The 19131-nt window shown below is 56.2% G+C and carries 15 protein-coding genes; 4 read left to right on the forward strand and 11 right to left on the reverse strand.

The genetic code is table 11. The features are described from left to right. From infB to WCG50_RS00705, 7 genes are all read right to left on the reverse strand, one after another. A complete protein-coding gene (gene infB / locus WCG50_RS00675) occupies window positions 1–2940 on the reverse strand; it encodes a translation initiation factor IF-2 (RefSeq protein ID WP_336897628.1) in 2940 nt (979 codons plus the stop codon). A 24-nt stretch (window positions 2941–2964) separates the two neighbouring features. Next, a complete protein-coding gene (gene nusA / locus WCG50_RS00680; protein WP_336897629.1) occupies window positions 2965–4461 on the reverse strand; it encodes a transcription termination factor NusA in 1497 nt (498 codons plus the stop codon). A gap of 22 nt (window positions 4462–4483) precedes the next feature. Next, entirely contained in the window at window positions 4484–5092 is a 609-nt protein-coding gene (gene rimP, locus WCG50_RS00685) for a ribosome maturation factor RimP (RefSeq protein WP_336897630.1), read from the reverse strand. Between the two features lie 111 nt (window positions 5093–5203). Then, window positions 5204–6841, reverse strand: coding sequence for a dipeptide ABC transporter ATP-binding protein (locus WCG50_RS00690; protein ID WP_336897631.1), 1638 nt, complete (start codon window positions 6839–6841; stop codon window positions 5204–5206). Then, the gene (locus tag WCG50_RS00695) at window positions 6838–7893 is read right to left on the reverse strand and encodes an ABC transporter permease (RefSeq protein WP_336897643.1); all 1056 of its coding nucleotides are present in this window, start codon (window positions 7891–7893) and stop codon (window positions 6838–6840) included. The genes WCG50_RS00690 and WCG50_RS00695 overlap by 4 nt, the downstream gene beginning before the upstream one ends. A gap of 13 nt (window positions 7894–7906) precedes the next feature. Continuing rightward, window positions 7907–8935, reverse strand: coding sequence for an ABC transporter permease subunit (locus WCG50_RS00700; RefSeq protein WP_336897632.1), 1029 nt, complete (start codon window positions 8933–8935; stop codon window positions 7907–7909). A gap of 3 nt (window positions 8936–8938) precedes the next feature. Then, entirely contained in the window at window positions 8939–10702 is a 1764-nt protein-coding gene (locus WCG50_RS00705) for an extracellular solute-binding protein (RefSeq protein WP_336897633.1), read from the reverse strand. A gap of 102 nt (window positions 10703–10804) precedes the next feature. On the opposite strand from WCG50_RS00705, the gene fabI reads away from it, so the two are divergent. After that, complete coding sequence (fabI, locus tag WCG50_RS00710; protein WP_336897634.1) at window positions 10805–11599, forward strand: enoyl-ACP reductase FabI; 795 nt, start codon at window positions 10805–10807, stop codon at window positions 11597–11599. Between the two features lie 63 nt (window positions 11600–11662). Here the strand turns inward: fabI and WCG50_RS00715 are convergent, their stop codons facing one another. Then, on the reverse strand, window positions 11663–13951 hold the full coding sequence (locus WCG50_RS00715; RefSeq protein ID WP_336897635.1) for an arginine/lysine/ornithine decarboxylase: 2289 nt from the start codon (window positions 13949–13951) through the stop codon (window positions 11663–11665). Window positions 13952–14080: 129 nt separating this feature from the next. Between WCG50_RS00715 and WCG50_RS00720 the strand changes: the two genes are divergently transcribed. Both WCG50_RS00720 and WCG50_RS00725 read left to right on the forward strand, forming a co-directional pair. Continuing rightward, entirely contained in the window at window positions 14081–14506 is a 426-nt protein-coding gene (locus tag WCG50_RS00720; RefSeq protein ID WP_336897636.1) for an NfeD family protein, read from the forward strand. 29 nt (window positions 14507–14535) lie between these two features. Then, the gene (locus WCG50_RS00725) at window positions 14536–15447 is read left to right on the forward strand and encodes a stomatin-like protein (protein ID WP_336897637.1); all 912 of its coding nucleotides are present in this window, start codon (window positions 14536–14538) and stop codon (window positions 15445–15447) included. 84 nt (window positions 15448–15531) lie between these two features. Here the strand turns inward: WCG50_RS00725 and WCG50_RS00730 are convergent, their stop codons facing one another. Both WCG50_RS00730 and WCG50_RS00735 read right to left on the reverse strand, forming a co-directional pair. Further along, a complete protein-coding gene (locus WCG50_RS00730) occupies window positions 15532–16116 on the reverse strand; it encodes a hypothetical protein (RefSeq protein ID WP_336897638.1) in 585 nt (194 codons plus the stop codon). A gap of 164 nt (window positions 16117–16280) precedes the next feature. Further along, window positions 16281–17534: a TIGR03862 family flavoprotein gene (locus WCG50_RS00735; protein ID WP_336897639.1), complete on the reverse strand. Its 1254-nt coding sequence runs from the start codon at window positions 17532–17534 to the stop codon at window positions 16281–16283. A gap of 307 nt (window positions 17535–17841) precedes the next feature. On the opposite strand from WCG50_RS00735, the gene WCG50_RS00740 reads away from it, so the two are divergent. After that, window positions 17842–18345: a lipocalin family protein gene (locus WCG50_RS00740; protein ID WP_336897640.1), complete on the forward strand. Its 504-nt coding sequence runs from the start codon at window positions 17842–17844 to the stop codon at window positions 18343–18345. 11 nt (window positions 18346–18356) lie between these two features. On the opposite strand, the gene WCG50_RS00745 is transcribed toward WCG50_RS00740, so the two are convergent. Next, window positions 18357–19010 carry a GNAT family N-acetyltransferase gene (locus WCG50_RS00745; protein WP_336897641.1) on the reverse strand — a complete coding sequence of 218 codons (654 nt, stop codon included), beginning with the start codon at window positions 19008–19010 and terminating at the stop codon, window positions 18357–18359. Window positions 19011–19131: the final 121 nt, after the last annotated feature.

Genomic DNA, 19131 nt, shown 5'->3' on the forward strand with positions numbered 1-19131 from the left:
TCAAAGCGTACGCGCAATTTCGCGAATCTCGAAGAACTCCAGCACGTCACCCTTTTGGATGTCGTTGTAATTCTTGATATTCAAGCCGCACTCGAAGCTTTCCTTGACTTCCTTCGCATCGTCCTTGAAACGCTTGAGCGAGTCGAGTTCACCCGTGAAGATGACCACGTTTTCGCGCAACAGACGCAGACGCGCCGTGCGTTTGACGATACCGGCAGTAACCATACAGCCGGCAATCGAGCCAATCTTGGAAACCTTGAACACTTCGCGAATTTCGGCCGTGCCGATAACTTCTTCTTTCTTGTCCGGCGTCAGCATGCCCGACATGGCGAGCTTGAGCTCATCCACGGCGTCATAAATGATGTCGTAGTAACGAATGTCCACGCCGTTGCTCTCGGCCAGCTTGCGGGCGCCAGCGTCGGCACGGGTGTTGAAACCAATGATGACCGCCTTGGACGCAATCGCCAGATTCACATCCGACTCGCTGATAGCACCGACTGCCGTGTACACCAATTGCACTTTGACCTCGTCGGTCGAGAGCTTGAGCAACGACTGGGCCAGGGCTTCTTGCGAACCTTGCACGTCGGCCTTGATGATGATCGGAACCAGCTTGACAGCGCCTGCAGTCATGTCGGTGAACATGTTCTCCAACTTGGCGGCTTGCTGTTTTGCCAGCTTGGTGTGGCGGAACTTGCCGGCACGGTAGGTGGCGATTTCACGGGCACGACGTTCGTCAGCCATCACCATGAACTCATCACCCGCTGAAGGAACTTCAGTCAGACCTTGAATCTCGACCGGAATCGATGGACCCGCCGTCTTGATGGTCTTGCCGTTTTCGTCCAGCATGGCGCGAACACGGCCATAGGTTGAACCAGCCAGCACCACGTCGCCGGTCTTGAGCGTGCCGGACTGCACCAGAATCGTGGCCACTGGGCCGCGTCCCTTGTCCAGGCGCGCTTCAATCACCAGGCCCTTGGCCATGGCATCGATCGGGGCACGCAACTCCAGCACTTCAGCTTGCAGCAACACTTGTTCCAGCAAAGCATCAATGCCTTGACCCGTTTTAGCAGAGACTGAGACAAACGGTGAATCACCGCCAAACTCCTCAGGCACCACCTCTTCAACCACCAGTTCGTTTTTAACGCGCTCTGGGTTGGCATCAGGCTTGTCGATCTTGTTGATCGCAACAACGATAGGAACACCGGCCGCCTTGGCGTGCTTGATGGCCTCTTTGGTTTGCGGCATGACGCCGTCGTCAGCTGCCACCACCAAAATCACGATGTCGGTCGCCTTGGCACCGCGAGCACGCATAGCCGTAAAGGCTTCGTGACCCGGAGTATCAAGGAAAGACACCATGCCGCGTGGCGTTTCAACGTGGTACGCACCAATGTGCTGGGTAATACCACCGGCTTCGCCCGAGGCCACTTTGGCACGGCGAATGTAATCGAGCAAGGAAGTCTTGCCGTGATCGACGTGACCCATGACGGTCACCACTGGTGCACGTGGCAAGGACTCGGAATGCTGTTGCAACACTTCGTCATCGGTAAAGGCTTCTGGATCGTCCAGCGCCGCCACGATCGCCTTGTGACCCATTTCTTCCACCAAAATCATGGCAGTGTCTTGGTCCAAAGGCTGGTTGATGGTGACCATCTGGCCCAGCTTCATCAGGTGTTTGATCACCTCAGAGGCTTTAACGGCCATCTTGTGTGCCAATTCAGCCACGGTAATGGTTTCAGGCACGTGGACTTCAATGACGCGAGCCTCGACCGGTGCGGCTTGCACACGGTTTTCATCACGGTCACGGTCGTTACTGCCGCGTTTGCCACCGCGCGCCGGAGCACGCCAGTTGGTGCCACGACCTGCGGGTGCCGTTGTGGCGCCACGGGTAGGAATGGCACTCTTCTTTTTCGGATCGCCAGCCCAGCTGCTTGACAGCTTGGCAGACTTGACTTCTTTGCCAGCGCCTGGGGCTGCAGCGGCTCCAGGTGCGGCTGGCGCACCGGGTTTGGCTGGTTTAGCAGGCACTGCGCCCACCGCAGGCTTGTGCAGCGTGCCCTTGATGCCCGCTTTAGTGGGATCAGGCTTGACTTCTTCCACCTTTTTGGGTGGTGGCGGCGGTGCTTTTTTGCCTGGCGATGACATCATCAGGCGAATGGCTGCGGCCTCCGCTTCGGCCTTGCGGCGGCGGTCACCCAAATCAGCGGCGCGAGCCACATCTTCGGCTGCGCGGGCTTTAGAGTCAGCGGCTGCTTTCTCTGTGGCCAGCAGCTTGTCTTTGGCAACAGCTTCTGCTTTTGCAGTTACTTCCAAAGCTTTGACTGCTGCAAGATCAATAGCATCCTGCGCAGTAGCAACGGGGGCTACAGGCTTATTTTGTTCTTTAAGAGCGTGCGCAGCAGCAGTTTCAGCCGCTAATTTGGAAGCCTTTTCGGCTTCTTGCTCAGCCGCTTCACGGTTGCGGGCTTCCTGCTCTTCACGCTGACGGCGTCGCTCAGACAATTCTTCTTCCTGGCGGCGGATCAACTCAGCCTGACGACGAGCCTCTTCTTCACGACGCGCCAATTCGGCGTTGTCGATCTGGGGCGTGGTGTCAACTTCATGTTCTGGCTCAGCGACTTCAACCGCGACTTCAACTCCATCTTCACGGCGAACAAAGGTTCGCTTCTTGTGCATCACGACCGGAATCGTGCGCACCTTGCCACTGGAGTCAGCCTGTTTGATTTCACTGGTCGATTTCTTGACCAGCGTAATTTTTTTGCGCTCAGGGCTGCTCGTGCCATGGCTGGCGTGCAGATGGTTCAACAAAAGCTGTTTGTCAGCTTCTGTCAATTTATCGGTCGCAGCCATCTTGGCTACGCCGGCCGACTTCAGCTGTTCAAGCAGCGTATCGGTTGATTTTTTGAGTTCATTAGCAAACTCGGCGACGGTCGTACTGGACATTTGTTCTGTAACCTTTCATGACCATTACTCTTGAGAAGCGGCGTCATTGGTAAACCAATGTGCGCGCGCTTTCATGATCAAGGTCTTGGCTTCGTCCGCAGACTGGCCGGTGATTTCTGTAAGTTCATCTACGGCCAAATCAGCCAGGTCGTCACGGGTGTGAACGCCGGCATCAGCCAGTTTGCCGAGTAGCTCGGGGGTAACGCCGTCAAGGTCGTGCAAGTCCAGCGAAACCTCGTCAACATTTTCTTCGTGCGCAATTTCCATGGTCAACAACGCGTCTTTTGCACGGTTGCGCAACTCGTTGGCCGTGTCTTCGTCGAAACTCTCGATTTCGAGCATTTCTTCGAGTGGCACATAAGCGACCTGCTCCAGACTGGTGAAGCCTTCGGCGATCAACAGATCGGCGATTTCTTCGTCCACATCGAGCTTTTCCATGAACAACTTGCGACCTGAATCGGTCTCGGTGGCCTGCTTCTGAGCGGACTCAGCAGCATCAAGAATGTTGATTTTCCAGCCTGTCAAATCAGACGCCAGGCGCACATTCTGGCCGCCACGTCCAATCGCAATCGCGAGATTTTCTTCGTCAACCACCACATCCATGGCATGACGCTCTTCATCAACCACGATGGAAGTTACGTTTGCAGGAGCCAACGCACCAATCACGAACTGGGCTGGGTCTTCGCTCCACAACACAATGTCGACGCGCTCGCCGGCCAATTCATTGGTGACGCCATTGACGCGGGTGCCGCGCACACCGACACAAGTGCCGATGGGGTCGACGCGTTTGTCATGCGACAGCACGGCGATCTTGGCGCGTGAACCGACGTCACGGGCGCAGGATTTAATCTCCAGCAAACCTTGTTCGATTTCAGGCACTTCCTGGCGGAACAACTCGACCATGAATTCGGGCGCTGAACGCGACAAAATGATGGGCGCGCCGCGCAAGGTCAGATCCACTTCCATGATCATGGCGCGAACCCGGTCACCCATGCGCAGATTTTCTTTGGGGATCATCTCGCTGCGTCGCAAACGGCCTTCCACACGGCCACTTTCGACAATGATGTCGCCCTTGTCCATGCGCTTGACGGTGCCGACAAAAATCTTGTCACCACGTGACATGAAATCATTGAGCAGCATCTCGCGCTCGGCATCGCGAATTTTTTGCAGGATGACTTGCTTGGCAGCCATGGCGCCGATACGGCCGATAGGAACAGACTCAACTGTTTCTTCGATGTATTCGTCCACCTCGATGTCAGGGATCTGCTCTTTGGCTTCGAACAACAGGATTTCCTGGTCAGGCAACTGCAATCCCGCTTCATCGGGGACCACATGCCAGCGACGAAACGTTTCATAGCTGCCGTTGTCACGGTCAACCACCACGCGGATATCCACTTCGCCTTGGAACAGCTTCTTAGATGCTTGTGCCAGCGCTGCCTCAACAGCGCCAAACACAACATCTCTCTCCACGTTCTTTTCGCGTGAGATAGCCTCAACCAGCATTAACATTTCGCGATTCATGCCATGACTCTCCTATTTCAATTCAATCTAAATTTGTCTCTGCGTCGCCTTTGGCACCCCGGCCCTTGAAGCTGACGATGGGCGCCAGTCGCGCCTCACGTATTTCATCCAAGGTAAAACCCAGGGCCTGCACGGGTGCCGGCAACCTCTTCTTACTGATCTTTTGGCCCGGCTTACCCACTGGCGCATCGCTCCAGACGATTTGCCAGCCAGCCACACCGGCCTCACTGAGCGTGCGCTCCAGCGTGCCGCGGAATTTCTTGCGGGTAGGGCTTACCTGCCCCGCCGCTGCTGCGCCAATTGGCGCTTTCAGATTCACATCGATCTCTTGACCGACGAAACGCTCAAAATCTTTCTCATGCCGCAAAGGACGATCGATACCAGGCGAGGAAACCTCCAACCGCTTGTATTCAATCCCATCAACTTCCAGTGCAAACAGCAACTGGCGCGTTACTTTTTCACAATCCTCAACCGTCACAAATTGCTCGACACCACTCACAACACCTTCAACAGGTGCCGTCCAGGGGTGATCGATCGTGATGCGAAGCAGGCCCGCAGCCGAGCGCTCGGTTTCCACGAGGTCATAGCCGAGACCGGCTACGGTTTGTTCAACAATTTCTTTCAGGGCCACAGATGACGAGTAGTTAGGAGTGTTGCAAAAACAATCGACCAAAAAAAACGGGCGGTAAATACCCGCCCGTTTGGTCGTGAGCTTTGGATTATATCCTGAAACCCTAAGGATTTACCCTGCTGCTGCCAGCAAAGACCGGGTGTAGTCGTGCTTTGGCACGGTCAACACAGCACTCACTGGCCCGGACTCCACAATTTGACCTTCTTTCATGACTAAAACGTAGTGAGCCATGGCCCGAATTACATCAACATCATGGGTGATCAGTAGATAACTCAGGCTCCGTTCACGCTGAAAGCGCTGCAGCAATTGCAACACCTGCTTTTGGATCGTGACATCAAGCGCGCTGGTAGGTTCATCAAGAACAAGCACCCGCGGATTCACAATGATCGCGCGTGCGATGGCGATCCGTTGGCGCTGACCGCCTGAAAACTCATGAGGATACCGTTGCATGAGGTCATGCAACTGCTGCGCATCGTGTCCGGTACCCAGGCCTACATCCTGCAAAGCCTGCTCGACACGCACTCGCAGCGCTCTTGTTGTTAATTCAGGCTCGTGCACCGTAAGACCTTCGCCCACAATTTCTTCGATCGTCATGCGCGGCGACAGCGATGAAAAAGGATCCTGAAACACCACCTGCACCTCACGCCGCATGGCTTTGTTTTTGGCCGCACTGGCGTTCCAGCTTTGCCCCGTCACCTGCAAAGAACCTTTAAGGGGCAGCAAACCCAGCGCCGCCAGCGCCAGTGTTGATTTGCCGGAGCCCGATTCGCCCATCACGCCCAAAGTTTGCCCCGGATAAAACTGAAAGTCCACACTCTGTACAGCCACATACTCGGCATGGCTGAACCAGCCTTTCACACCGGGTCGTGCCACCGGATACGACACCCGCAAGGCCTGCGCCTGCATCACCGGCGCTTGCCCCGGCACCAGCGGCAACGCCAGCACGTCACGCACCGGTTTGCTGTCAACCAAGCGCTGGGTGTAGGGGTGCTGCGGCTGTGAGAAAACATCGGCCACTAGGCCCTGCTCCACCACATGGCCGTTTTCCATGACGATAACGCGGTCGGCAAAGCGCCGCACCAAATTAAGGTCGTGGGTGATCAGCATCACCGCCATGCCATTTTTCTTTTGGAACGCCGTCAGCAGGTCGAGAATTTGGCCGCGCAAACTCACGTCGAGGGCGGTGGTCGGCTCATCCGCCAACAGCAATTTGGGCTGACAGGCCAGCGCCATGGCGATCATGGCGCGCTGGCGTTGCCCGCCACTGAGTTGGTGCGGATACGATTTGGCCCGCCGCTCGGCTTCACTGATGCCAGTATCTGCTAGTAATTTAATAGCTGCTTGCGCGCACTGGACGGGGGCTAGACCCTGTTTTAGTTCTAAAACCTCGGCAATTTGATCGCCTATCGTGAACAGCGGGTTCAACGCCGTCATGGGCTCCTGAAAGATCATCGAGATGTCTTGCCCCCGCAGGCCGCGCAGTTCACGTTCGGGCATCGTGAGCAGGTCGCGCTGACCGAACAAGGCGTTGCCGCTGATTTCAGCGTTTTGCACCAGACGCAACAAACTCAAGGCAGTCACGGTTTTGCCCGAGCCCGACTCGCCCACCAGCGCCAGTTTTTCGCCCGGTGCTATGAAGAAGTCGATGCCATGCACCACTTCTTGGCCCGCAAACGAGATGCGAAGGCCACGCACATCCAGCAATTTTGCGGCGTCTGGCGGGTTGGCGACCGCATTGAAATCCGTCATTGATCGGCCTTTCTGGGGTCGAGCGCATCGCGCAAGGCATCGCCCATAAAGGTGAGTAAGAGCAGCGTCACCACCAGTACGCAAAACGTGGCGAGCGAAATCCACCACGCATCAATGTTGTTTTTGCCTTGCGACAGCAATTCGCCCAACGACGGGGTGCCAGGCGGCACACCCAGGCCCAAAAAATCGAGCGAGGTCAGCGCCAGAATCGAGCCGCTCATGCGAAACGGCAAGAAAGTCACGACTGGCGTCAGGCTATTGGGCAGCAGATGCCGCACAATAATTTGCCAGTTGCTCACGCCCAAGGCGCGGGCGGCTCGCACGTAATCGAGTTGCCGGTTGCGCAAAAACTCGGCGCGCACGTAGTCACTCAGACCCATCCAGCCAAACAGACTCAACAAAATCAGCAGCAGTGCCAGACTGGGCGCAAACACCGCGCTGAAGATGATCAACAGGTACAACTCCGGCATGGAACCCCATATTTCGATAAAGCGCTGAAACGCCAGATCGGTCTTGCCACCAAAAAATCCCTGAATCGCCCCGGTGATGACGCCCAGCAGCACGCCCGTGGCGGTCAAGGCCAGCGCAAACAGCACGCTGACCCGAAACCCATAAATCAGTTGCGCCAGCAGGTCACGCCCCCGGTCGTCGGTGCCCAACCAGTTGTCGCGGCTCGGCGCTGACGGATTGGGCTCTTTGGCGAAATAATTGAGCGTTTTGGGGCCATAGGGGTTGGGTGCAAACAAAGCCCAGTTGCCGGGCAGCGCCAGGCGCGCCCTGATGAACGGGTCCAGATAGTCTGTAGCGGTGTCAAAGTCGCCACCAAACGTTTTTTCGGAATAGTCCTTGACCATCGGAAAATAAGTCGTGCCCTCGTAGCGCACCACCAGCGGGCGGTCGTTGGAAATAATTTCGGCCATCAGGCTTAAAGACACCAGCACCGCAAACACCAGGAGGCTCCAATAGCCCAAACGGTTGCGCTTGAAGCGAAACCAGGCGCGCTGCCAAGGACTCAGCGAGGCTGTTCTTTTCGACCTTGGCGCGGGCTGCATGGCGGGGCTGTGCTTAATCGAATTTGACACGCGGATCAACCCAGACGTAACAGAGATCGGAAATCAGCTTGGTGACCAGGCCAATCAGCGTAAAGAAATACAGCGTGCCCAGCACCACCGGGTAATCGCGCCGAATCACGCTCTCAAAGCTCAGCAGGCCCAGCCCGTCGAGCGAAAAAAGTGTCTCGATCAGCAAGGAGCCAGTAAAAAAAGCACCAATAAACGCCGCCGGAAATCCGGTGATGATCGGAATCAGGGCGTTGCGAAACACGTGTTTCCAGAGCACTTGGCGTTCATCCAGCCCTTTGGCCCGCGCCGTCACCACGTATTGCTTGCGAATTTCTTCTAAAAAAGCGTTCTTGGTCAGCATCGTGGTCACGGCAAAACTGCCCAGCACCATGGCGGTGACCGGCATCGCGATGTGCCAGAAGTAGTCGACCACGCGGGCGCCCCACGACAGCTCGTCCCAATTACTGGAGGTGAGCCCGCGCAAGGGAAACCACTGTAACTGGCCGCCAAAAATCACCAGCAGCGCGACCCCCAGAACAAAGCCGGGGATGGCATAACCAAACAGCACCAGCAGCGTGGTAACGAAGTCAAAGCGCGACCCGGCCCGAACCGCCTTGGCAACCCCCAGCGGCACGGCAATCAGGTAGCTGATAAAAAAAGTCCACAGGCCCAGACTGATCGAAACCGGCAACTTTTCCCACAGCAGTTGTGACACGTCCTTGTTCTGGAAAAAACTCCGGCCCAGGTCAAAACGGGCAAATTGCCCCAGCATTTGAAAAAAGCGCTCGTGCGCGGGTTTGTCAAAGCCATACAAAGCCTTGATTTGCGCCAGCCGTTTAGGGTCAACGCCTTGCGCACCGCGGTAACTCAAGCCGCCGCCTTCGGCGCTGCTACCGGTGCCGGCTTTGGCCTCGGCCATGTACTGCTCCACCGGGCCACCAGGCACAAACTGCACCACCACAAAGGTCAGCAGCAACACGCCCAACAGCGTGGGCACCATCAGCAACAGGCGTTTAAGGATGTAGACCAGCATGATTTATTTTGCCCACCAGGTTTCAATGGCCCAGCTTTCGCCTTGGGCGTAAGGCGGCATCACCGGGGGTTGGGCGATGCGCCAGGCGTTATAAACAATGCGGTGCGTGCCAGCGGCCCACTGAGGTATCAGTAAATGGCTGTGACTGACCACCCGCTCAAGCGCACGACAAGCGGGCAGCAGCTCAGCCTTGGTTTTCGCGCTGGTCATCTTGCCGATCAGCGCATCGAGCGCCGGGCTCTTGACACCGGAGAGGTTGCCGGAGTCTTCAATATCAGCGGCCTTGCTGCCAAACAGGTCAGCGTATTCCTGCCCCGGGTTGTGCGTGCCGCCGTAGGCCATCGAAGTGATGTCGAACTCAAACTTTTGCAGGCGCTGCTGGTAGAGCGCAAAGTCAACCGGGCGAAAGTGGAGCGTGATGCCGAGTTTTTCGAGGTTGCGCGCCCACGGCGTCACGACCCGGGCGCTGCCTTCGTTGCTGTCCAGGTACTCAATCTCAAAGGCCTGGCCTTGGGCGTTGCGCAAGGCGCCGTCGCGCACGGTCCAACCAGCCTCTTTGAGCAAGGCTTGCGCCTGGCGCAGATTGGCGCGCAAGGACGAGTCGCCATCTGTTCGTGGGGTGACGGTCATCGGGCCAAAGGCGGCGGCAGGAATATCCTTTCGCCAAGGTTCCATCAACGCCAATTCCTGCGCACTCGGCAGGCCCGCAGCCTGGCAATCGGTATTGCCAAACAGACCGTTGACACGCTGATAAGCGTTGTAGAACATCTGGCGGTTCATCCACTCGTAATCCAGAGCCAGACCAAGGGCTTGGCGCACCCGCACATCCTTGAAAGTGTCGCGCCGGGTGTTGAGCACGTAGCTCTGGAACCCCGACGGCAAGCGGTGCTTGAACTCGGCCTTGACCAACTCGCCGGAATCAAAGCGCTTCCCGGTCACGCGACGCGCCCAGTCACCGGCTGAGAAAAACCGCATCAAATCGAACTCACCCGCCTTGAGGGCTTCCAACCGGGCGGTGTTGTCCTTGTAAATCTTCACCGTGATGCGCTCGAAATTGTTGGTGCCGCGCTTCACGTTCAGGTCTTTCGCCCAATAACTGGCGTCACGCACATAGGTGATGTCTTTGCCAAAGCGCACTGGCCCTATTTTGTAAGGGCCGCTGCCAATAGGCGTGTCGGTTACCACCTGGTCAAACGGTTTGGCCTTGCCATTTTCCACACCCCACTGGCGGCTGAACACCGGCAGGCCACCCACAGTGAGCGGCAAGCCCCGGTTGGGCTTCTTGAAACGGTAGCGCACGGTGCGCTCGTCCAAAACATCGATGCCTGCCACGTCTTCCAGCAAACTTTTGAACGCAGGCGAGGTGTGCGGCCCCATCAGGGTGTCAAAGCTGTGTTTGACGTCCTCGGCCAACACCGGGTCGCCATTGTGAAAGCGTGCTTGCGGGCGCAATTTGAAAGTGGCACTCAAACCATCTTTTGCCACCGCCACGTCACTGGCCAACAGTCCATAACCAGAGCCGGTTTCATCCAGCGCGCCGTTTAACAGCGAGTCAAACATCAGGTCTGAAAGGTACGCCGGGGCCGAACCCTTGATCGTGAACGGGTTGTATTTGTCAAACGTAGACACGCGCAAGTTGCTCACCAGGCGCAATTCGCCACCCTTGGGCGCCGTGGGATTGACGTAGTCAAAGTGCGAAAAATCGGGGGCGTACTTCAGGTCGCCCCACAGGGCGTAGCCGTGCGCCGCCCATGAGGGAGCGGACATCGCCCAACATAAAAAAAATAACAGACTTCGCATGAGACAATTCTGCATCAAATGCTTCTGCCGATTCGGTGGTGATTCAACTGCTTTTAAGAGAGAAAAGATATGGGATTCCTGACCGGAAAAAAATTACTGATTACAGGTGTTTTGTCCAAGCGCTCCATTGCCTACGGCATTGCGCAGGCTTGCCACGAGCAAGGTGCAGAGTTGGCTTTCAGCTATGTAGGCGAGCGCTTCAAGGAGCGCATCACCGAATTTGCGGCTGACTTCAACTCCACATTGGTGTTCGATTGTGATGTGGGTGATGACGCCCAGATCGAGAAACTGTTCACCGACTTATCAGCTACCTGGCCCAAGTTTGACGGCTTTGTGCACAGCATTGGCTACGCGCCCCGCGAAGCGATTGCCGGCAATTTCCTGGATGGCCTGAGCCGCGAAAACTTCCGCATTGCGCACGACATCAGCGCCTACAGCTTTCCCGCGATGGCCAAAGCGGCCCTGCCCTACCTCAACGACAAGTCGTCGCTCGTTACATTGACCTATTTGGGTGGTGTGCGCGTGGTGCCGAGTTACAACACCATGGGCCTGGCCAAAGCGTCGCTGGAGTCGTCGGTGCGTTACCTGGCCGACGCCATTGGCCCACGCGGCATGCGCGTCAATGGCCTGAGCGCTGGCGCGGTCAAAACCCTGGCTGCCAGCGGCATCAAGGATTTTGGCAAGTTGCTGAGCATTTCGGCGGCAGCATCGCCCCTCAAGCGCAACGTGACGATTGAAGAAGTTGGCAACGTGGCTGCCTTCTTGCTCAGTGACCTGGCCTCCGGCATGACCGGGCAAATTTCGTATGTGGATTGCGGCGTCAGCCAGACCGCCGTTGCGGTCGTCGAAACCCCGTCTTCTTAAGGAAAAATAGCTTCTAGCCCCCGTACCACGGGCGCTAGAAGCTATTTAATTAATAGCAACTCGTTATTCTTTAACGCAGTCTGCGTAGTAGTGGATCTGGCCGTCAGCGCCTTCTTCTTCCACCAAACCGTGAATATCCGTCTCAAAACCTGGGCACTGGGTGTTGAACTCGCGTGAAAACTTCAGGTAATCCACGATCTTTTTGTTGAACACTTCGCCTGGAATCAGCAGTGGAATGCCGGGTGGGTAAGGTGTCACCAAGCCGACCGTGATGCGGCCTTCGAGCTTGTCAATCTCGACGCGCTCGGTTTTACGCAAAGCAATATGGGCGTAGGCGTCGCTGGGCTTCATGGCCGGGGTCAGGTCGCTCAAATACATGTCGGTGGTGAGGCGCGCAATGTCGTACTTGGCATACAACTGGTGCAGGTGCTGGCACAAATCGGCCAGGCCCATGTTTTCGTACTTGGGATGTTTCTGGCAAAACTCGGGCAGGATGCGCCACATCGGCTGATTTTTGTCGTAGTCGTCCTTGAACTGCTGCAGCGCAGTCAGCATGCTGTTCCAACGTCCCTTGGTGATGCCGATGGTGAACATGATGAAGAAGCTGTAGAGCCCGGTTTTTTCAACCACCACGCCATGTTCGGCCAAAAACTTGGTCACGATGCTGGCCGGAATGCCTTTCTTGGCAAACTTGCCATTCAAGTCCATGCCGGGCGTCACGATGGTCGATTTGATGGGGTCGAGCATGTTGAAGCCGGTCGCCATCTTGCCGAAACCGTGCCAGTTAACACCGGCCTTGGCCTTGGCGGACTCACCCTTGATGATCCAGTCATCCGCGCGGCCAATGCCTTCGTCGACCAGCTTGTCCGGTCCCCAGACCTTGAACCACCAGTCGGTGCCGTATTCCTCGTCGATCTTGCGCATGGCGCGGCGGAAATCAAGGGCCTCGGCAATACTTTCTTCCACCAGCGCGGTGCCACCGGGTGGCTCCATCATGGCGGCCGCCACATCGCAACTGGCAATGATGCTGTACTGCGGCGAGGTTGAGGCGTGCATCAGGTACGCCTCGTTGAACAGGTGCTTGTCAAGCTTGACGGTTTGCGAATCTTGCACCAGTACATGGCTGGCCTGGCTGATACCCGCCAGCAATTTGTGGATCGATTGCGTGGCATAAACCACCGCGTGCTTGGGGCGCACCCGGTTCTTGCCCATGGCGTGATACGAGCCATAAAACGGGTGAAACGCCGCGTGGGGCAACCAGGCTTCGTCGAAGTGGATGTTTTCCACATAGCCGTCGAGCATGCCCTTGATGGTTTCGGTGTTGTACAACACGCCGTCGTAGGTGGACTGGGTCAGCGTCAAAATGCGGGGCTTGATCTTGCTGGCGTCCACGCCTTTCAGGTGCTCTTTGATCAAGGGGTTGGCCAGGATCTTGGCTTTGATGGCTGCCGGTTCAAACTCGCTTTTAGGGATGGGGCCGATGATGCCGAAGTGGTTGCGCGTGGGTTTCAAAAACACCGGAATCGCCCCGGTCATGATGATGGCGTGCAGGTTGGACTTGTGGCAATTGCGGTCGACCACCACGATGTCATTGGGTGCGACGGTGTGGTGCCAGACCATTTTGTTGCTGGTGCTGGTGCCGTTGGTCACGAAGAAACAATGATCGGCATTGAAAATACGCGCTGCATTGCGCTCGCTCTTACCAATGGCGCCGTCATGGTCCAGCAACTGGCCCAGTTCTTCCACTGCGTTGCAGACGTCCGCGCGCAGCATGTTTTCGCCATAAAACTGGTGGTACATCTGGCCCACTGGGCTCTTTAAAAACGCCACACCACCGGAGTGACCGGGGCAATGCCATGAATAAGAACCGTTTTCGGCGTAGTCCAGCAGCGCCTTGAAGAACGGCGGTTGCACGCCCTCCAGGTAGCTTTTGGCTTCACGGATGATGTGGCGCGCCACAAATTCTGGCGTGTCCTCAAACATGTGAATAAACCCGTGCAACTCGCGCAGGATGTCGTTGGGCAGGTGGCGCGAGGTTTTGGTTTCGCCGTAAATGTAGATTGGCACGTCCAGATTCTTGCGGCGCACTTCTTCAATGAAATGGCGCAGGTTCAACACTGCCGGGTCGAGGTCCGGGCCGGGCGTGAATTCTTCATCGTCAATCGACAGAATAAATGCGCTGGCGCGACTTTGCTGTTGCGCAAATTGGCTCAGATCGCCGTAGCTGGTAACGCCCAGCACTTCAAAGCCTTCGGATTCAATCGCTTGGGCCAGCGCCCGAATACCCAGACCGGAGGTGTTTTCAGACCGAAAGTCTTCGTCGATGATGACAATGGGAAAGCGAAATTTCATGGGTAGCTCCAGCCGCGCAAGTGATAAATATTAAACAGTCGCGAAGTGTAAGGACTTATTAAGTCAAGACCCTTGCATGCCTCTCTAATTGCTTCAAAATAGCCCGATAGCAACAAAAATGAGGCCCGTATGGCTGAATCAACGATGTGGTGGGTATTGGCTGGCGCTGTAATCGCAGTGGAATTAGCGACTGGCACCTTTTATTTGCTGATGCTGTCCATCGGACTGATGGCGGCAGCTATTTCGGCCCACTTGGGCGCTTCACAGGCCGCGCAGTATGTGGTCGCAGCCCTGGTGGGTATTGGGGCGGTGCTGGCCTGGCGCACTTACAAGCAGCAGCAACCCAGCGCCTTGCCCGCAAGCGCCAATCACGACGTCAACATGGACATCGGGGAAACCGTTCACGTTGAAGCCTGGAACCCGGATGGCACCAGCAGCGTGAAATACCGGGGTGCCCAATGGAGCGTGTCGATGGCGCCCGGCGAGCCGCACATGCCGGGTCAGTACACGGTCATTGAAGTTGTCGGCAGCCGCTTGGTTGTCAAAAAATCTTGATTTTTTAGTTGAATTCATTGGAGAAATAAATGGAATTTGCACTCATCCTGTTCATCATCGCGGTGATCTTCATCACGCAATCGGTCAAAGTCGTTCCCCAGCAACACGCCTGGGTGGTGGAACGGCTTGGTAAATACAACGGCACCCTGACGCCGGGCCTGAGCTTTCTGATGCCTTTTGTGGACAAGGTGGCTTACAAACACCTGCTGAAAGAAGTACCGCTGGACATCGCCAGCCAGGTTTGCATCACCAAAGACAACACGCAGTTGCAGGTAGACGGCATTTTGTACTTCCAGGTGACCGATGCGATGCGTGCCAGTTATGGCTCCAGCAACTACATCATGGCGATCTCGCAACTGGCGCAAACCTCGCTGCGCTCCGTCATCGGCAAATTGGAGCTGGATAAAACCTTTGAAGAGCGTGACATCATTAACGCCCAGGTGGTGCAGGCGATTGACGAGGCAGCCCTGAACTGGGGTGTGAAGGTGCTGCGCTACGAGATCAAGGACCTGACACCGCCCAAAGAAATCTTGCACGCCATGCAGCAGCAAATCACGGCCGAACGTGAAAAACGCGCCCTGATTGCAGCCTCAGAAGGTCGTCGCCAAGAGCAAATCAACATTGCTACCGGTGAGCGCGAGGCGTTCATTGCCCGCTCGGAAGGCGAAAAACAAGCCGTCATCAACAAAGCTCAGGGCGACGCCCAATCGATCACTGCCGTGGCCGAAGCCACCGCCGGCGCTATTGAACGCATTGCCGCCGCCATTCGCCAGCCTGGTGGTGCTGAAGCCGTTCAACTGAAAGTCGCCGAGAAAGCGGTCGAGGCTTATTCACGGGTTGCCGCTGATGCCACTACCACGCTGATCGTGCCAAGCAACATGACCGAAGTGTCCGCGCTGATTTCCTCGGCCATGAAGATGGTTCAAACTCAAAAAACGTAAATGACTGGCTTATAGCGGGTTGATCCAACACCGTAAGCTAACCCACTGGATTTCAAGCGACTCGCTTGATCAGAATTCAGTGGTTTACATGTTCTTGGCAAATGGCATTCTGGCGGCATGGACATGGTCCCTGCGCATGACGTGATGCCACATATCGATCAGAAAATCCAGGGCAACAAAACTCAGCAACAGCATGGCACCCCATTCTTGCCATTGCTGCAAGGTATAGGCCAAATCCGGATTCGGGGCGACCAGTTGGGGCATGGGCAGAAAGTGAAACATCCACACGATGTGGCCCTGCGCATTGTTCACTATCCAGTCCAACAGGGGCATGGCAAGCAAGATGGTGAAGAACGCTGAATGACAAACCAATGCCACCAACTTCAGATTCGGGGTGGCGGATTCATCAGTATTTTTAGGGGGATGAAGACGGCATGCGATCAGTCGGACGCTCCAAAGCAGTACCACGACCAAGACCAGATGATGATGGTGTCCGAACATGGAGACTCGAAGGTCGAACTCTTCAAAGAAAACCGGATCTATATAGTCCCGCAGCCAGGTCGCACTTAAAGTGAAGCCAATGGCCAGAGCTGAAATCCAGTGCGCCAAGATGGCTGGCAAAGACATTTGCTCAATGACCGGCGGGTAGGCACGTGTAGATTGAGTCATGATAAGTTGAGTTCGTAAATTGCAGGTCTTTAAAACTTGGTGATTTCATTTTTTAAATTGAACCTCACAATGGCTTTAAGTTTGCATCAACCAATTCAATATTTAAATATCGGATTCGCCATATTTTGTTGTACCGTTTTTACGGTACTAACATCATTGTTGCCTTAATTAACGCCCAAGTACGCCAACACGCCTTCGCCTGCTTTTTTGCCGCTGGCAAAGCTGGCGGTCATCAGGTAGCCGCCAGTGGGTGCTTCCCAATCCAGCATCTCGCCGGCGCAAAACACGCCGGGCAATTGCTCCAGCATCAGGTTGGCGTCAACCGCCTCGAACAACACACCGCCCGCCGTGCTGATGGCTTCGTCGATCGGACGTGCCGCCACCAGCGTAATGGGCAATGACTTGATGGCGGTTGCCAGTTGCATCGGATCGTTCATTTGCTCTTTGGTCAGTAACTCGTGCAGCATGGCGGCCTTGATGCCTTCAAGGTTCATGCGGCTTTTCAGGTGGCTCGACAAGGAGCGAGATCCGCGCGGGTGGCGCACCTCAGACAGTACTTTTTCAGCCGACATGTCGGGCAATAAATCCAGGTTAAAGGTAGCTTGACCATTGCGAATGATTTCGTCGCGCAGCAGGCTGGAAGCTGCATAAATCAGGCTGCCTTCTACACCTGTTGCGGTGGCGACAAACTCACCTTTTCGTTGAAAACTAACGCCCAGTGACGTAGTGAAGTGGATCGCCACTGACTTGAACGGCTGACCAGCAAAGCGACTTGAAAAGTGATCGCTCCAGCCGTTCTGGGCATCAAAACCACAATTACTCGGTAGCAGCGGCGCCACCGCCACACCTCGCGCTTGCAACCAAGGCACCCAGGCGCCATTGGAGCCCAAGCGAGCCCAACTGCCGCCACCCAAGGCGAGCACCACAGCATCGGCATGCACCTGCACCGGGCCATTCGGGGTGTCGAAATTCAACTGCGTGCCCTCAACGGTGTCTGCGCTCCAACCGGTCCAGCGGTGGCGCATGTGAAACTGCACATCGACTCCGACAGGCGCGTGACGCAGGCGGTGCAACCAGGCCCGCAGCAGGGGCGCCGCTTTCATGTCCGCCGGAAACACGCGGCCTGAGGTGCCGACAAAGGTGTCCACACCGAGCGCCAGCGCCCATTCGCGAACCTGGCCGCCGTCAAAACCTTGCAGCAGGGTCTCGATCTGCTGGCGACGAGCGCCGTAGCGAGAGGCAAAAATATCGACCGGCTCGGAGTGCGTCAGGTTCAGTCCGCCCTTGCCTGCCAGCAAAAACTTGCGCCCGACCGAGGGTGATGAGTCATAGACATGCACTTCAACACCCGAGCGGGACAACACATCGGCAGCCATCAAACCTGCAGGACCACCACCGACCACAATCACTTTTTTCATCGAATCACTTTTCATTGTTAATTTCTACAACTTGCCGTTGCAGGGGTTGTAAATGTAGCTTGCCCAGTACCGTCAAGACCAACTCGCAAGGGTAGATGGATTGCCTCCTGCCTTGTGGACACGCACAAATGACCAGCGCCGACTCACGCTGGTGAGCAGGCGCGGTTGCGCAGTAGTGGGTCTACAGGTCGCCATCGGTGAAAATGACTGAATCGCCACAGTCGACGATAAGTTGTCTACCCAACCCTTCCCTTTGACGCAAATAGATTGAATCATGAAATATTTTTGCTTATTAACGGCGCTTCTCGTGGTCATCCTGCCTTCACTAGCGCTGTCACAAACGCCCGTGGTCAGCGTCCCCGCTGTAGACCTGGCACGCTACAGCGGCAAGTGGTTCGAGATCGCCAGTTTTCCGATGTTCTTCCAGCGCAAATGCATTGCAGATGCCACGGCCGAGTATGGCCCGGGGCCCAACGGCGCCCTCACGGTGTTGAATCGATGCCGCACCGACTCGGGCTTTGACGAGGCTAACGGTAGCGCAACAGTCGTTGAAGGGTTTGGCAATAGCCGCCTCAAGGTGTCATTCTTCTGGCCGTTCAAGGGTGATTATTGGGTGTTGGGGTTGGACCCGGAGTACCGCTGGGCGGTGGTTGGCAACCCCAACCGCAAGTACCTGTGGGTACTGTCACGCACGCCACAACTGTCGGCCCCGCTACTGACGGCGGCGCTGGTATCCGCACAAGCTCAGAGTTTTGACCTCACCCAACTGCACTACACCGTACAAAGCGCAGCGAAAGATGCCGCTCACTGAGGTTTTTAAACCTATTCCAGTCGCGACTGGAGCGCTGTGGGCTTCAAGGCATCGTAATTAGGGTTGAGCCAGACAATCAGCGAAGCGTTACCACGCGATTCCAGGTCATCAGGGATGTAGTTTTTCATGATGCCGCAGTACCTGAAGCCTTCGCGCAACTGAAAGCTCAGCACTGGATCGGTCAGGTCTCCCCACAGCACCTTGCGCGCATAGAGGTCAACCGTCATCTTGTGCGACTGCAGGTGGTAGCCCGGCAGTCGCCCGCAGGCAATGATGCGGCGCAGGTTCAAGGATTTGCAGACACGCCGTCGGGCTTCATACAGGGCATGGCCTACGCGCTTGCCCCGCAGTTTGGGCGACACAAACACCTCAGCGCCATAGAGCGTGAAACCCTCGGGATTGTGAGTGTCAAACGTGCCTGCCGCCGTGATTTGCTCCCAGTTGTGCTCTTCGGCCCACTCATCCCAAAGAATCACCAGCGCGCTGGCGCAGCCCACCAGCACATTGCCGTCATAAGCGACCAACTGCCCCTGAGGAAATAACTCAATTTGATTCACAACACGGTCACGGTGCCAAGCGGCGATGTTCGGATAAACCAGTCGTTGAAGGTTAACCAAGGCGTCGATATCTTCTGGTCGGGTGTTGCGAATGGTGAGTTTGGGCATGGTGAAAGCAGGTTACCGTCTCACTTTACAACCAGCACCCTTCGCTGTCGATGCGCTAGCGCAGACAGTCCAAGGTGGACCTGACTTAAGCGGTGACGCGGCGCAGCAGGCGCACCCGCAT

It is taken from the genome of Rhodoferax sp. (assembly GCF_037143375.1).
Lineage (GTDB): Bacteria > Pseudomonadota > Gammaproteobacteria > Burkholderiales > Burkholderiaceae_C > Rhodoferax.

What these genes read in the sequence shown, in the direction of transcription:
- WCG50_RS00700 (WP_336897632.1), bottom strand. Translation starts at nt 8,935, where the DNA reads ATGCTGGTCTACATCCTTAAACGCCTGTTGCTGATGGTGCCCACGCTG.
- infB (WP_336897628.1), bottom strand. Translation starts at nt 2,940, where the DNA reads ATGTCCAGTACGACCGTCGCCGAGTTTGCTAATGAACTCAAAAAATCA.
- WCG50_RS00730 (WP_336897638.1), bottom strand. Translation starts at nt 16,116, where the DNA reads ATGACTCAATCTACACGTGCCTACCCGCCGGTCATTGAGCAAATGTCT.
- fabI (WP_336897634.1), top strand. Translation starts at nt 10,805, where the DNA reads ATGGGATTCCTGACCGGAAAAAAATTACTGATTACAGGTGTTTTGTCC.
- WCG50_RS00695 (WP_336897643.1), bottom strand. Translation starts at nt 7,893, where the DNA reads ATGCAGCCCGCGCCAAGGTCGAAAAGAACAGCCTCGCTGAGTCCTTGG.
- WCG50_RS00690 (WP_336897631.1), bottom strand. Translation starts at nt 6,841, where the DNA reads ATGACGGATTTCAATGCGGTCGCCAACCCGCCAGACGCCGCAAAATTG.
- WCG50_RS00735 (WP_336897639.1), bottom strand. Translation starts at nt 17,534, where the DNA reads ATGAAAAAAGTGATTGTGGTCGGTGGTGGTCCTGCAGGTTTGATGGCT.
- WCG50_RS00720 (WP_336897636.1), top strand. Translation starts at nt 14,081, where the DNA reads ATGGCTGAATCAACGATGTGGTGGGTATTGGCTGGCGCTGTAATCGCA.
- nusA (WP_336897629.1), bottom strand. Translation starts at nt 4,461, where the DNA reads ATGAATCGCGAAATGTTAATGCTGGTTGAGGCTATCTCACGCGAAAAG.
- WCG50_RS00715 (WP_336897635.1), bottom strand. Translation starts at nt 13,951, where the DNA reads ATGAAATTTCGCTTTCCCATTGTCATCATCGACGAAGACTTTCGGTCT.
- WCG50_RS00705 (WP_336897633.1), bottom strand. Translation starts at nt 10,702, where the DNA reads ATGTCCGCTCCCTCATGGGCGGCGCACGGCTACGCCCTGTGGGGCGAC.
- WCG50_RS00725 (WP_336897637.1), top strand. Translation starts at nt 14,536, where the DNA reads ATGGAATTTGCACTCATCCTGTTCATCATCGCGGTGATCTTCATCACG.
- WCG50_RS00745 (WP_336897641.1), bottom strand. Translation starts at nt 19,010, where the DNA reads ATGCCCAAACTCACCATTCGCAACACCCGACCAGAAGATATCGACGCC.